General features: G+C 69.5%; 8 protein-coding genes. 5 read left to right on the forward strand and 3 right to left on the reverse strand.

Going from position 1 to position 15,206, the window contains the following annotated elements; translation table 11 throughout:
- Positions 1-22 precede the first annotated feature (22 nt).
- Genes BG90_RS11255 through BG90_RS11265 form a run of 3 tightly spaced genes read right to left on the reverse strand, consistent with a single transcriptional unit; the run spans position 23 to position 2,631 of the window.
- Positions 23-676: an ABC transporter ATP-binding protein gene (locus BG90_RS11255; RefSeq protein ID WP_010111003.1), complete on the reverse strand. Its 654-nt coding sequence runs from the start codon at positions 674-676 to the stop codon at positions 23-25.
- On the reverse strand, positions 673-1,467 hold the full coding sequence (locus tag BG90_RS11260) for an ABC transporter permease (RefSeq protein WP_010111002.1): 795 nt from the start codon (positions 1,465-1,467) through the stop codon (positions 673-675). Before BG90_RS11260 ends, BG90_RS11255 begins: the two co-directional genes overlap by 4 nt.
- 12 nt (positions 1,468-1,479) lie before the next feature.
- Positions 1,480-2,631, reverse strand: a complete 1,152-nt coding sequence (locus BG90_RS11265; RefSeq protein WP_010111001.1) for a KpsE/RkpR family capsule polysaccharide export protein — start codon at positions 2,629-2,631, stop codon at positions 1,480-1,482.
- Positions 2,632-3,118: 487 nt separating this feature from the next.
- On the opposite strand from BG90_RS11265, the gene BG90_RS11270 reads away from it, so the two are divergent.
- Genes BG90_RS11270 through BG90_RS11290 form a run of 5 tightly spaced genes read left to right on the forward strand, consistent with a single transcriptional unit; the run spans position 3,119 to position 15,205 of the window.
- The gene (locus BG90_RS11270; protein ID WP_010116915.1) at positions 3,119-4,324 is read left to right on the forward strand and encodes a capsule biosynthesis protein; all 1,206 of its coding nucleotides are present in this window, start codon (positions 3,119-3,121) and stop codon (positions 4,322-4,324) included.
- A complete protein-coding gene (locus BG90_RS11275) occupies positions 4,317-5,102 on the forward strand; it encodes an SDR family NAD(P)-dependent oxidoreductase (protein WP_010110999.1) in 786 nt (261 codons plus the stop codon). Before BG90_RS11270 ends, BG90_RS11275 begins: the two co-directional genes overlap by 8 nt.
- 1 nt (position 5,103) lies before the next feature.
- Positions 5,104-6,639 carry an LTA synthase family protein gene (locus BG90_RS11280; RefSeq protein WP_010116914.1) on the forward strand — a complete coding sequence of 512 codons (1,536 nt, stop codon included), beginning with the start codon at positions 5,104-5,106 and terminating at the stop codon, positions 6,637-6,639.
- Complete coding sequence (locus BG90_RS11285; protein ID WP_045568136.1) at positions 6,636-14,294, forward strand: type I polyketide synthase; 7,659 nt, start codon at positions 6,636-6,638, stop codon at positions 14,292-14,294. The genes BG90_RS11280 and BG90_RS11285 overlap by 4 nt, the downstream gene beginning before the upstream one ends.
- Entirely contained in the window at positions 14,291-15,205 is a 915-nt protein-coding gene (locus BG90_RS11290; RefSeq protein ID WP_010116897.1) for a UDP-3-O-acyl N-acetylglycosamine deacetylase, read from the forward strand. Before BG90_RS11285 ends, BG90_RS11290 begins: the two co-directional genes overlap by 4 nt.
- The last annotated feature ends 1 nt before the right edge of the window (position 15,206 follow it).

Genomic DNA, 15,206 nt, shown 5'->3' on the forward strand with positions numbered 1-15,206 from the left:
TCGGACGCCGGCGCGACGCGCGTCATGCCGTGCTTTCCTGATAGAACGTGTACGCATCCTCGACCGAGTCGAACGAATGCAGCCGGCCTTCGATCAGCACCGACGCGCGGTCGCAGTGCTGCCGGATGTAGCTCGCATCGTGGCTCACGATGATGAGCGCGCGGTCCTTGCGCTGCTCGAACAGCTCGTGATGGCATTTCGCATGAAAGCGGCTGTCGCCGACGGCGACGATCTCGTCGATCAGGAAGCAGTCGAATTCGATTGCCATCGAGATCGCGAACGCGAGCCGTGCGCGCATCCCGGCCGAATAGCTCTTGACCGGCTCGCGCAGGTAGTAGCCGAGCTCCGAGAACTCCTGGACGAACGGCTCGGCCGCCTTCGGGTCGGCGCCGTAGACGCGGCAGATGAAGCGCAGGTTGTCCATGCCGGTCAGGCTGCCCTGGAACGCGCCGCCGAACGCGAGCGGCCAGGACACTTTCATGCTGCGGCGGATGCGGCCCGACGTCGGCAGCTCCGCGCCGCTGATCATCCGGATCAGCGTCGACTTGCCGGCCCCGTTGCGTCCGAGGATGCCGACCTTCTCGCCTTGCTTCACGCGCAAGTCGATCCGGTTCAGCACGCGATGAACGCCTTGCCGCGTGTGATAGTCCTTGCAGACGCGTTCGAGCTCGATCATTCCGGCTCCACCCTGCGGCCCGCGTCGCGCACGAAGTACAGGCCGACCAGCAGCAGGATCAAGTCGCTGAACACCATGTACGGGATGCTGTAGTGCGGCGTGACGAGCGAGCCGAAATAGCCGCCGCGCAGCATCTCGGTGCCGTGCACCATCGGCAGCAGCAGGATGATCTTCTGGAATTTCTCGGGCAGCCACGACACCATGAAGAGCGAGCCCGACAGCGGGAACAGCAGATACGCGACCGTGTGCCAGATCCGCTCGACCGCCTCGCTGCGCTCGGACAGCGCGCCGATGATGAGCGCGAGGCCGGAGCCGAACGCGGCGAGATGCAGCCACGCGCCGAAGATCATCAACATGTTTTCGGGCGGATGCATCATGCCTGCGACGATGAAGAAGATCGTCAGGAACGTGAACGACATCGTCGCGCCCGAGATCTCGAGCAAAAGACGTGCGAAGAAGAAGTCGATCACGCGCACGTTGCGATGATAGAGGAGCGCCTGGTTCGGCAGGATCGCGAGCGCGCAGCGGTTCGCGCAGTTGCGCCACAGCAGCACGGGCGAGTAGCCCGTTACCGCGAACGCGGTGATCGGCAGCGTCGAGCCGTGCGTTGCCTTCGTCATCGTCCACAGCGCGAGCACGCCGAGCGTGAACATCATCGGCTCGAAGAAGATCCACAGAAAGCCGATGTTGTGGCGGCCGAAGCGCGTCAGGATCTCCCGCATCAGCAGCGCGCTGACGACGCGCGCCTGGATCGAGAGCGAGCGGGACAGCGGGGTGTCGTGATGTGCCATCGCCGCCCGTTCTCAGTCGTGGTGCTCGCGCACGCCGGCGAGCAGGAGGCTCAGGATGCCCCATGCGATCATGCCGAGCGCGAACACCTCGAAGATCGATTTGAGCCGCTTCGGCTCGATCGCGACGTCCGGCTGGTTCGGCTGGACGAGGCGCTCCAGATAGAGTTGCTGGCGCTGGGCTTCGGCGCGCGCGGTTTCCATCGCCGCGAGCGCGGACGCGAGCTGCTTGTCGGCGAATTGCGAATCGAGCTGTAGCCGCGTGTAGCTCGCCGCCTTGTTCGACAGCGAGTTCTTGCCGCCCGCGACGCCGCCCGTCGCTTCCTTGATCTGCTTCTCGAGTTCCGCGATGCTGTTCTTCAGGACCGAAATTTGCGGGTTCTGCGGCGCGATCACCTGCAGCTGCCGAAGTTGCGTCTGCGCGGAGAAGAGTTGCGACTGCAGGCTCGTCACCTGTTGCAACTGCAGCGCCGATTGCTTTTCCGGATCGAACACCGCGTTCGAATTCCGGTATGCGGCGAGCGCGACGGCGGCCTCCTTCGCCTTCGCGGCGGCCTCGTCGACCTGCCGCTGCGCGAAGCTTACGGTGTCCTTCGCGGCACGGTCGTTCATCCGGTTGACGAGCTGCTCGCTCAGGCCGAGCAGCTCGGCATTGATCTTCTGCGCGTCCTCGGCGGTGTAGCCGCGCACCTGCAGCGTCGCGATCCCCGACGACGACTCGAGATTCACCGACACGATCCGCTTGCCGTAGTATTTCCACAACGATTCGAAGCTGCCGTCGAGCGTCGCGTTGAAGTGGCTGATGAAGTCGCCGCGCTTCGAGTATGCGTCGCGCACGTAGTTGTCCCGGTTCAGCGCGGTGAGCGCGTCGCGCGACTGGATGTAGTCGACGACGGGATACGTGTCGTCCTGTCCGCGGCCGAGCCCCGTGCCTTGCAGCAACGCGCCGACGGCGCTCGGCTGCGCTGCGCGTTGCGCGCTGCGGACGACGAAGCGCGATTCGGACACGTAAATGTCGGACGCGATGAGACCGTAGTAGAGCGTCGCGATGAGGGTGGGGGCGGCCACCGTCAGGACGAAGAGCTTATTGAGTCCCTTGATCCGCCCGATGAAGTTCGTTCGCTTTCCGGCCGTCGAGACCGAAGTGCTGCCAGATACGTTTTCCAACTTCCTTCCATCCACGCTGAATGGCTCTTGGCATTCTGTCAAAATACTTACGTCATTCGCATTTCGACTCAAGAGCGGTTTCGATCAAATGGCACGGTCATGCAACGTCGCGGCGCCGAGGCGGCATGTTCCGCCCATTCGAGCGCTCGTTGCCGCATTGAACCGCGTACGGATGACTTCCGGCAAGCACGATTTTGTTGCCGCCGAGGCTTGCGGGAAGCTGGTGGCCAAGGGGGCGGCTGATTATAGCCAGCGAGGTTGAAATGCGCTATCTCCGAGACTTCTACGTCAGATTTGCGCAATAGCGCGTCGCAGCCTTCCGCCTTCTGTTTTGCTTTTTTGGGCAGGATGCTATATTCATCGCACCCAAGAAGAGAGCGGTCGAGCCGACTGCCGCAATATTTCAACAATATTCATAAAGGGTTTGTTCCGAGGGGCGAAGATGCCCGCCCTGGAGCAACTCATTTCGCCGGTTGACATTTTTTCGATGCCTCGCTCATTTCTTGTGCTGCAAGGCACGGCTTCATCGTTCTTCAGCCGATTGTCCGAAGCCTTGTCCGGGCGGGGTCATGCGGTGCGCCGGGTCAATTTCTGCGGCGGCGATCTTCTGTATGGCGGAACGACCGCGGCCTGGGATTATCGGGACAAGCTCGACGCGCTGCCCGAGTGGTACTTGCAAGCAGTCCGAACGGAGGGCGTGACCGATGTAGTCATGTTCGGCGACTGTCGTGAAGTCCATCGTCACATGCATCCGGTCGCGCATGCATGCGGGCTGCGCACGCACGTGTTCGAGGAGGGCTACATCCGTCCTCACTGGCTGACGCTCGAGCGGCACGGCGTCAACGGCCGGTCGCTGCTGCCGCGCGATCCGGCGTGGTATCTCGATCAGCGGAGCGTCACGCCGCCGAGCCCGCCGGGACAGCCGACCGGTTACAACCTTTACGAGCGCGCATTCCACGATATCCGGTATCGTAGCGCGAACGCATTTTACGCAAGCCGCTTCCCGCATTACAGCAGCCATCGTCCGCGGAACGGCTTCGTCGAATATGCAGGACTCGCCGTGCGCGCGCTCCAGCAGAGCCGCCATCACGGCGAAGCGGAGAAGGTGGTGCGGGCGTTGCTCGAATCGAAACGCGCCTATTATTTTTTTCCGCTGCAACTGGGTTCGGACGCGCAGATCGTCGCCCATTCCCCGTTCGACGGAATCCGCGAAGCAATCGAGCGGGTGATGCACGCGTTTGCACGGCATGCACGTTCCGATGCCGTACTCGTCATCAAGAACCATCCGCTCGATACGGGATTGATCGATTATCGACGCTTCGCGTATAAGTTGGCTGCCGAGCTCGGCATCGCGAAGCGCCTGTGCTTCATCGACGCCGGCCATTTGCCGACGCTGCTCGAGCATGCGGCGGGCGTCGTCGTCGTCAACAGCACGGTGGGGCTGTCGGCGCTGCATCATCGCCGTCCGCTGATCGCGCTCGGCAGCGCGGTATATGCGATACCGCGGCTGACGTGGCAAGGCAGTCTCGAGGATTTCTGGACGCAGGCCGAACCGCCCGACATGACCCTCTACCAAGCGTTTCTCGACTACGTGATGCATCACACCCAGATCAACGGCGACTTCTACACGCGCACCGGCATCGAGATGGCGACGGCGGGCGCGGTCGAACGGCTCGAGGCGGCGCGTGACTAGCGCCGCGCCGCGTCACGTAGTCGTCACGGGTGCAAGCTCGGGGCTCGGCCGCGCGCTCGCGCATGCATATGCGGCGCCGGGCGTCGTGCTCGGGCTCGTCGGGCGCGACGCGGCGCGGCTCGACGCGTGCGCGCAGGCATGCCGCGCGCACGGTGCGACGGTCGTCGTCGGGCAGCTCGACGTGCGCGACGCCGAGCGCGCGCAGGCGTGGCTCTGGGCATTCGACGACGCGCATCCGATCGACCTGCTGATCGCGAACGCAGGCGTCGCGAGCACGCTCGCGACCGCGTCCGACTGGGAGGGGCTCGAACGCACGGCGACCGTCGTCGACACCAATTTCTACGGCGCGCTGCAGGCGGCGTTGCCCGTCATCGCGCGCATGCGGCCGCGCGGGCGCGGCCAGATCGCGATGGTAAGCTCGCTCGCCGCGCTGCGCGGCATGGCGATTTCGCCCGCCTATTGCGCGAGCAAGGCGGCGATCAAGGCGTATGCCGATTCGGTCCGTCCGTTGCTCGCGCGCGACGGCGTCAGGCTGTCCGTGATCCTGCCGGGCTTCGTGAAGACCGCGATGAGCGACGTGTTCCCAGGCGACAAGCCGCTCCTGTGGTCCGCCGACAAGGCGGCCGCCCACATCCGCGCCAAGCTCGCGGCCGGGCGCGCGGAGATCGCGTTTCCGGGGCTGCTCGCGTTCGGCATGCGTCTGCTGCCGCTCTTGCCTGCTACGCTCGCGGACGCGATCCTCGGCAGACTGTCGTATCTGCCGCGCGAGGAGCGCTAGCGTGGGCGGCGGGCTCGCGCTCACCTTCTCGCTCGCGGCCGCGCTGTCGTTCGCTCTCGATGCGCTCGCGATGCCGCGCGCGCCGTGGCGTCGGCCGCTGCCGGCCGTCGCGCTGCACGTGCTCGCATTCGCGTTCGTCGGCGGCTGCGTGCTGTTCGTCACCGCGCGCGTGCTGTTCTCGGCGTTCGTCGCCGTCGCGCTCGTCGGCCTGATGGCGGTCGTCAGCAACGCGAAGCATGAATCGCTGCGCGAGCCGTTCGTGTTCACCGATCTGAGCCTCTTCAGCCAGCTGTTCTCGCATCCGCGCCTGTATCTGCCGTTCCTGAGCGCGGGCAAGGTCGCCGCGATCGCGGCGGGGATCGCGCTGCTCGCGGCCGGCTATCGGGCCGAGGCGCCGCTTGCGCCGCGGCCGTTCGGGGCGGCGGCCGGCGCGGTCGCCGCCTGCTTCGTCTGCGGCTGCCTGCTCGCGAAGCGCCTGACGCTCACGCTCGACGCGAGCGTCGACCAGCGGCGCAACGGCTTCTTCGCGACGTTCGTCGCGTATCTGCTCAACGGGCTGCGGCCGGCGACGCTGCGCGCGTTCGAGCGCGCGGCGGCGGCGAGTCCGTTCGCCGACGGCCGGGCCGCCGCGTATCCGGACGTGATCGTGATCCAGAGCGAATCGTTCTTCGATGCGCGGCGCGCGGTGAGCGGCATCGAGCCGTCGCTCTTCGCGCATTTCGATCGCGCGCGGCGCGAGTCGATGTTTTACGGCGAGCTTGCAGTGCCTGCGTGGGGCGCCAACACGATGCGCACCGAGTTCGCGATGCTGACGGGGCTCGCGTCGGAGCGCCTCGGCTATGCGCGCTTCTATCCTTATGCGTTCCTGCGTCGCGCCTGCGATTCGCTCGCCGGCTGGTTCAGGCGCGGCGGCTACGGGACGGTCGCGATCCATCCGTATTACGCGGACTTCTTCGGCCGCGACCGCGTGTTCCCGCTGATGCATTTCGAGCGCTTCCTCGACATCCGGCATTTTGCCCGCGCGCCGCGCGCCGGCCCGTACGTGGCCGACGCGGCCGTCGCCGACGCGCTGATCGCCGAGCTCGACGCGCCGCGCGCCAAGCCGCTCTTCGCGTTCGCGATGACGATGGAGAACCACGGCCCGCTGCATCTGGAGACGGTGGAGCCCGGCGAATCGCGCGCGCGCCATGCGTTCGGCGACGGCGCCGAATGGCGCGATTTAACTGTTTACTTGCGTCATGTCGTAAATGCGGATGCAATGATCGGGCGACTGCTCGAGCATCTGCGCGCTCGACGGCGTGACACGGTCGTGTGCTTTTATGGCGACCATGTCCCGGCGCTGCCGCGTATTTTCGGTAAGCTGGGTGTCGCGCCCGAGCGCAGCGACTACTTTATCTGGCGGAATTTCGGCACCCCGGACGCCTGTCGACGAGATGCGCGTGTCGAAGAGCTCGGTTCGATCCTGCTTCGTGCGACCGAAGCGGAAGAGACGAGCGGCCCTGCGACGAAGGCATCGGAAAAAACGACACAACGATGAATGTAAAGATTGCAATTGTTGGGATGGCGTGTCGCTTTCCCGGTGGCGTAGAGAGTCCGGACGCGTTCTGGAGGCTGCTGTGCGACGAGCGCGACGCGGTCACCGAGGTGCCCGCGGAGCGATTCGGTACGGACTTCTATCGACATCCGTCGAAGCGCGAACCGGGTAAAAGCTACACGTTCGCCGCGGGCGTGCTGGACAATGTTGCCGGTTTCGACGCGGCGTTCTTCGGCATTTCGCCGCGCGAGGCGACGCAGATGGATCCGCAGCAGCGCCTGCTGCTCGAGCTCGCGTGGGAAGCGTTCGAGGATGCCGGCGTGCGTCCCGCCGACATGCGCGGGCGCAACTGCGGCGTGTACGTCGGCGTCGCGAGCCCGGACTACGGCAATCGCAGCATGGACGACCTGAATTCGGTCGATCCGTATTCGGCGACCGGCAACACGCTCAGCATCGCGTCGAATCGCGTGTCCTACCTGTTCGATCTGCGCGGGCCGAGCATGTCGGTCGACACCGCGTGCTCGTCGTCGCTCGTCGCGTTGCACCAGGCGATCCAGGCGCTGCAATCGGGCGACGCCGAGCTCGCGCTCGCGGGCGGCGTGAATCTGCTCGCGCATCCGTTCGGCTTCGTCAGTTTCTCGAAGGCGTCGATGCTGTCGCCGCGCGGCCGCTGCCGCGCGTTCGACGCGACGGGCGACGGCTACGTGCGCGCCGAAGGCGGCGCGTTCGTGCTGCTGAAGCCGCTCGAGCGCGCGCTTGCCGACGGCGACACGATCCACGCGGTGATCGCGGGCTCCGGCGTGAATTCGGACGGCTACTCGCCAGGCGGCATCAGCGTGCCGGGCGCCGCGACGCAGGCCGCGCTGCTGCGCGACGTGTACGGGCGCGCGGGCATCGATCCGCGTTCGCTCGTCTATCTCGAAGCGCACGGCACCGGTACCGCGGTCGGCGATCCGATCGAAGCGCGCGCGCTGATCGAAGTCGCGGGCGCGCAGCGTCCGGAGCACGATCCGCTCCTGATCGGCTCGGTGAAGACCAACATCGGCCATCTCGAAACCGCATCCGGGATGGCGGGCCTCTTCAAGGCCGTGTGCTGCCTCGAGCACCGCGCGGTGCCGCGCTCGCTGCATTTCGAGACGCCGAATCCCAATATCGATTTCGCGGGCGGGCGGCTGCGCGTCGTCGATCGCTACACGCCGCTCGACGAGCGCGAAGCGCCGCTCACGATCGGCGTCAACTCGTTCGGCTTCGGCGGCACGAATGCGCACGTCGTGCTGATGGAAGCGCCCGCGGCCGCAGCGGACGGCGGGCGGGGCGACGCGACGGAGCAGAACGCGCCGGATGCCGACGCGGTGCCGCCGCCGCTCGTCTTGACGGCGCGCGCGCCGCGGGCGCTCGCCGCGCTGGCCGCGCGCTATCTGCAGCGCCTCGACGACGGTTGCGCGTGGCATGCGCTCGCCGCCAACGTGGTGCGGCGCAGGCAATGGTTCGAAGCGCGCGCCGTCGTCGCGCCCGCGAACGTCGCAGACGGCCGCGCGGCGCTCGCCGCGCTCGCGCAGCCGGGCGGGGCGTCGGTGCCCGCGTGCGTCGCGCACGCGCATGCGGCGGAGCACGACGCGCGCGTCGCGCTCCTGTTTTCCGGCAACGGCTCGCAGTGGGCGGGAATGGGCCGGGAGCTGTACGCGGAAGATGCGGTGTTCCGCGCCGCGCTCGCCGAAGTCGACGCGCTTTGGTGCGCGGACGGCAGCGCATCGCTCGTCGACGTGATGTGCGCGGGCGCGAGCGCCGAATGGCTCGCCGCGACCGAGAACGCGCAGCCGCTCCTGTTCGCGATTCAAGTGGGGATCGTGCGCGTGCTCGACGCGCACGGCGTGCGCTTTGACGCGGTCGCCGGCCACAGCGTCGGCGAGATCGCCGCCGCATGGGCGGCGGATGCGCTGTCGCTCGCCGACGCGGTGCGGGTCATCAAGATCCGGAGCCGCGCGCAGGCGCTGACCCGCGGCAGCGGACGCATGGCCGCGGCGGGCGTCGGCGAGGACGCCGCGCGTGCGCTGATCGCCCAGTTGCCGCTCGCGTCGAGCGTCGAGATCGCCGGCGTGAACAGCCCGCAATCGGTGACGCTCGCGGGCCCGCTCGACGGACTGCAGGCGATCGAGGCATCGCTGCGCGCGACCGGTCAGTTCTTCCAGTTGCTCGATCTCGATTACGCGTTCCACAGCAAGCAGATGGAGCGGATCGAGCCGGTCGTGCTCGAAAAGCTCGCGGGCGTTGCGCCGCGCGCGGGCACGGGCGGCTTCGTGTCGACCGTCACGGGCGGGCGCTTTCCGGGCGACGCGCTCGACGCGCGCTACTGGTGGCGCAACATCCGCGAGCCGGTGCGTTTCGGCGACGCGATCGCACACCTCGCGGCGGACGGCATTCGTTTGTTCATCGAAGTATCGCCGCACTCGATCCTGCGCACGTACGTGAAGCAGACGCTGACCGCGCTCAAGCTGTCCGGCACGATGCTGCCGACGCTCAAGCGCCAGCAGGACGGCGCGCAGATGCTGCGCCAGGCGATCGCCTCGGCGGTCGCGCACGGCGCGCGGATCGATCCCGACCGCTTCGCGCCCGACTCGCCGCGCGTCGCGCTGCCGACCTATCCGTGGCAGCGCGAGCGCTACTGGCTCGATCCGAGCCCCGAAGGCTACGGCCTCGTCAATCGCCGCCGCGCGCATCCGCTCCTGGGCTACCGGCTGCGCGAGCATGCGTTCGCGTGGGAGAACCAGCTCGATCCCGTGCGCGTGCCGATGCTCGCCGATCACGTCGTCGACGGCGGCGTCACGTTTCCCGGCGCGGGCTACGTCGAGATGGCGCTCGCCGCCGCGTGCGCGTTCTTCGGCACGTCGGACTGCGCGCTCGAGAATCTCGAGATCCGCGCGCCCGTCGTGTTCCAGGGGCAGCAGGCGAAGCTGTTCCGCTTCACGATCGAGCCGCGCACCGCGTCGTTCAAGATCGAGACGCGCGACCGGATGTGCGACGCGCCGTGGGTCGAGAACGTCGTCGGCCGGCTGCTCGAGAGCGGCAATACGCTGAATGCGTCGAGCGCCGTGTCGCCCGAGGCGCTCGCGCGTCTCTTCGCCCAGCCCGCGTCGAGCGCCGATGCGCTGTACGACGGCGCGGCCGCGCTCGGCCTCGCATACGGCCCGGCGTTCCGCTGGGTGCGCGCGCTGAGGATCGCGGGCGACGCGGCGCTCGCCGAGCTCGCCGCGCCGCAGGCCTGCGGCGACGCCGCCGAGCTCGCCGCCTACCTGCTGCATCCGGCGCTGATGGACAGCGGCTTTCATCCGCTCTTCGCGCTGCTCGCGCAAAGCGACGGCCGCGACGCGTGCGCGCCGCACGCTGCGTACGTGCCGGTCCGGCTCGGGCGCATCGATTTCTTGCGCGGCGACGTCGTCGCGCGCGTGCTCGCGCGAATCGAGCGGCGCAATCCGCATTCGATCGTCGCGTCGTTCGAATTCCTCGACGCGAGCGGCGCGATCGTCGCGCGTCTCGCCGCGTGCCGGTTCCGGCGCGTCGACCTCGTCGGCCGCCGGCTGAATGCGCCCGCGCGCTTTGCCTATGCGCTCGACGCGAAGCCGCTGCCGTCGTCGTTCGACGCGAGCGCGCTGCCCGCGCCCGGGCGGCTCGTCGAGAGCGCGATCGCGATGCTCGCGGCGGGCGAAGACCTCGCGCGGCGCACGAGCCATTTGACCGAGATGCTGCCGCTCTTCGACGTGCTCGCAAGCGCGTATGCGCTGCGCGCGCTCGATGCGATCGACGCGTTCCGGCAGCCCGTGCCGCCCGCGGACGAGCGCGCGGGGCTCGTCGCGCGCCTTGCCGCGATGCTCGTCGAGGACGGGCTCGCGCAGTGGGCGGGCACGCGTCTCGTGCGCAACGATACGACGTGCGCGGCGATGCCCGCGCTCGACGAACTGTGGCGCGGCCTGCTCGCCGAGTCGCCCGCGCACGTCGCGGAGCTGACGCTGCTCGCGCACTGCGGCGCGTTGCTGCCCGCCGTGCTGCGCGGCGAGACGGCGCCCGCTCAGGCGCTGTCGCCGACGGGCGGCAGTCTCGTCGATCATTTCTACGAAGCGTCGCCGACGTGGGGCCACGCGCATGCGCTGATCGCAGCCTGCGTCGAGCAGGCGCTCGCCGCGTGGCGCGCGCCGCGCCGGCTGCGCGTGCTCGAGATCGGCGCGCCCGGCCGCGACGTGCTGCGGCCGCTCGGTGTCGCGCCGTCCGCCGCGCGCTGCGACTACACGATCGCAGGCACGCCGCAGCAGCTCGCCGGCTTCGACGCGGCCGCGCATCCGTCGATGCAGACGGTCGCGTTGCAGACGGGCGAAGGCGTGGCGATCGCCACCGACGACCGCACCCCTTACGACATCGTGCTGATCGATCGCGCGCTCGCTGCGCAGCACGATCCGCTCGCATTCCTGAGCGTCGTGTTCGAGCGCCTCGCGCCGGGCGGCCTCGTCGTGCTCGCGGAGACGCGCGGCAGCCGCTTCGCCGACATCGTGTTCGCGCTCGCCGCAAGCGGCGCGAGCGCGTCGCAGGCCGCGGCGCTCGCGCCGGCCGAGATCCAGTCGCTGCTTTCGCACGCGGGTTTTCGCGATGTCGCGCGCCACCTCGAGCAATCGCTCGATCTCGAAGGCGCGCCGACGTTCGTCGTCGCGCGCAAGCCGGCCGCGAAGGCGGGCGACGCGCGCGAGGCGCTCGACGGCGGCGTATGGGACAGCCTCGACACCGCCGCGTATGCGGAGCGCTGGCTCGTCGCGACGGGTGACGACGGGGATGCGGGCGCGGCGCTCGCCGGCGCGCTCGCGAGCGCCGGCTGCTATGCGGAGGCCGTGTCGCTTAACCGGATGGCCGAGATCGTCGCGGTCGCGTCGCCCGCGCAGCCGCATCATCTGGTGTTCGTCGCGCCCGATGCGGCGCTCGCCGCCGACGCCGACGGCGCCGCGATGATGCGCGCGCAGCGCACGGGCGTCGTCGCGCTCGCGCGGCTCGTGCGCGAGCTCGGCGTCGTCGATGCGACGGCGAGCGTGCGGCTGTCGGTCGTCACGCGCGGCGGCGCGCCGTTCGCGCTCGATGCGCCGCTCGATCCGACGCAGGCGGGTCTCTGGGGGCTCGGCCGCGTGCTCGCGAACGAGCATTCCGAATTGTCGTGCCGGCTGATCGACGTGCATCCCGGCTGCGGCGCCGCGCTCGATGTGCTCGTGCGCGAGCTGCTCGCCGACGACGCGGAAGAAGAGGTGCTCCTCACGCCGCGCGGACGCTTCGTGCCGCGAATGCTGAGCGCCGCGCAGATCGACGCGCGCGCGCCCGGCGCGATCGGCGAGCGGCCGCCCGCGGTGCTCGCGTTCGACGCGCCCGGCTCGCTGCGCAATCTCGAATGGTTCGCGCTGCGGCCGCACGAGCTCGAGCTCGCGCCTGACGAAGTCGAGATCGAGCCCGTGGCGACCGGCCTCAACTTCCGCGACGTGATGTACGCGATGGGACTCTTGTCCGACGAGGCGGTCGAGGCGGGCTTCGCCGGCGCGACGATCGGCATGGAGCTCGCGGGGCGCGTCGTGCGCGCCGGCCGCGACGTCGACGGCTTCGCGGCCGGCGACGCGGTGCTCGGCTTCGCGCCCGCGTCGTTCGCGACGCGCGTGAGGACGCGGGCGGCCGCGGTCGCGCACAAGCCGTCGCGGCTGTCGTTCGAAGAAGCGGCGACGATTCCGACGACCTTCTTCACCGCGTACTACGCGCTCGCCGAGCTCGCGCGGCTGCGCCGCGGCGAGCGGGTGCTCGTGCACGGCGCGGCGGGCGGCGTCGGCATCGCGGCGATCCAGCTCGCGCGCCGCTGCGGCGCGGAAGTGTTCGCGACGGCGGGCAGCGATGAGAAGCGCGAGTTCGTGCGGCTCATCGGCGCCGATCACGTGCTCGATTCGCGCAGCCTGTCGTTCGCGGACGAGATTCGCGCATTGACGGGCGGCGAGGGCGTCGACGTCGTGCTCAACTCGCTCGCGGGCGAGGCGATGGTGCGCAGCATCGACACGCTGCGGCCATTCGGCCGCTTCCTCGAACTCGGCAAGCGCGACTTCTACGAGAACAGCCACATCGGCCTGCGTCCGTTTCGCAACAACATCAGCTACTTCGGCATCGACGCCGATCAACTGATGGGCGCGCGGCCCGATCTGACCGAGCGCCTGTTCGGCGACGTGATCGCGCTCTTCGCCGAAGGCGCGCTGCATCCGCTGCCGTATCGCGCGTTCCCGGCCGCGCGCGTCGAGGACGCGTTTCGCTACATGCAGCAGGCGCGGCAGATCGGCAAGGTGCTCGTCACGTATCCGGCGGGCACGCCCGCGCCGACGCGCGGCATGGCTTCCACGCACGCCCGCGCACTGCGGCTCGATCCGCACGCCGCGTATCTCGTCGTCGGCGGCACGGGCGGTCTCGGCTTCGCGAGCGCGCGCTGGATGGTGTCGCGCGGCGCGCGGCATCTGACGCTCGCAAGCCGCGGCGGCGCGCTTGCCGAACCGCTGCGCGACGAAGTCGAGCGCTGGCGTGACGAACTCGGCGTGCAGACGCACGTCGTCGCGTGCGACGCGACCGACGCGGCGGCGCTCGCCCGCGCGATCGGCGAGATCGATGCGCGCGGCGCGCCGTTGAAGGGCGTGCTGCATTCGGCGATGCACATCGACGACGGCCTCGTGCGCAATCTCGACGACGAACGCTTCGCCGCGGTGCTCGCGCCGAAGGTTGCGGGCGCGTGGAACCTGCATCGCGCGACGCGCGGGCGCACGCTCGATTTCTTCGTCGTCTATTCGTCGGCGACGACCTATCTCGGCAATCCGGGGCAGGCGAGCTACGTCGCCGCGAACAGCTTCGTCGAGGCGCTCGTCGAACAGCGCCGCGCGGCGGGCCTCGCGGGCACGGCCATGGCGTGGGGGCCGCTCGAGGACGTCGGTTTTCTCGCACGCCACGCCGAGACGCGCGAGGCGCTGCAGGCGCGGATCGGCGGCGTGTCGATCACGTCCGGCGAGGCGCTCGCCGCGCTCGAGCGCGTGCTGCTCGCAGGCGGCGCGGGCGAGGCCGTCGTGCGGCTCGACTGGCACGCGGTGTCGCGCGGGATGCCCGCCGCCGGTGCGCGCCGCTACGCGCTTCTGCGCGCGCGCGGCGCGAGCGAGCCCGCGCGCGACGGCGGCACGCGGCTGCGCGCGCAAGTGGCCGCGCTGTCGCGCGACGAGGCGGTGGGCGTCGTCGAAGACAATCTGCGCGCGCAGATCGCGTGCATCCTGCATCTGTCGACCGAGCGGATCGAGCTCGACAAGTCGGTGCTCGAGATGGGCATGGATTCGCTGATGGGGATGGAGCTCGGGATGGCGGTCGAAGAGACGTTCGAGGTCAAGCTGTCGGTGATGTCGATCGCGGACGGCGCGACCGTGCATTCGCTTGCCGGACGGATCGTCGACATGATCTCGGGCGCGGCGGCCGGCCCGTCGGGCCCGGGCGAAGGCGACGACGCGCAGGTGGCCGCGATCGCCGCGCAGCACGCGCTCGACGGCGACGCGCGCACGGTACTGAAAGTCGGGGACGACGAGCCCGCCGACGCCGCGGCGGGCACGCCGAAGACGCTGGTGACCGCATGAGCGCGCCGGCGGGCTGGCAGGCGCGCGAAGGCACGCTCGCGCGCGAGCTTGCGCTGTCGGGCCACGGGCTGCACACCGGGCGGCGCGTGCGCGTGCGGATCCTGCCCGCCGACGGACGCGCGCGTGCGCGCGGCGTCGCGTTCCGGCGAATGCAGGACGGCCGCGAGCTCGCGACGCTCGCAGCCGACCCCGCGCTGCGCCGCGCGCAGCCGCTTTGCACGATGCTGCGCAACGCGGACGGCGTCGGCGTGCGCACGATCGAGCATCTGCTCGCCTCGCTGCTCGCTTGCGAGATCGATCACGCGACCGTCGAGCTCGATGCGGAGGAGGTGCCGATCCTCGACGGCAGCGCGCGGCCGTGGGTCGACGCGCTGCGCGCATGCGGACGCGCGGCGCTGCCGGCGCCGAAGCGCTTCATTCGCGTGCTACGGCCCGTCTTCGCGATGGAAGGCGACGGCGCCGCGCGCCGCGAGATGCGCATCGAGCCCGCCGCGCGCTATGAGCTCAGCGTGCGCAACGACCTGAAAGGCTTCGGCGACATGCACTGGCGCGGCGTGCTGACGCCCGCGGTGTTCGCCGCCGAGATCGCGCCGTCGCGCTCGTACGGGCGCGTCAAATGGGCGATTCCCGCGATCGTCGGCGGCTATCTGCGCGGCGTGCCGATCCTGCGCGGCGCGCGGCCGTCGTGCACGGCGTCGATCGTCGGCTCGCGCGTCGTCGGCGGCCTGCGGCAGCCGGACGAGTTCGTCCGCCACCGCGTGCTCGACCTGATCGGCGACCTCGCGCTCGCCGGCGCGCCGCTGCTCGGCCGCGTGTCGGCGTTCAGGCCGAGCCACGAGATGAACTTCCGGCTCGTCGAGAAACTGCTGTCGACGCAGGGCGCGTGGGAATGGGCCGAGTTCGTCGCGTAAT

The organism is Burkholderia oklahomensis C6786, from assembly GCF_000959365.1.
Lineage (GTDB): Bacteria > Pseudomonadota > Gammaproteobacteria > Burkholderiales > Burkholderiaceae > Burkholderia > Burkholderia oklahomensis.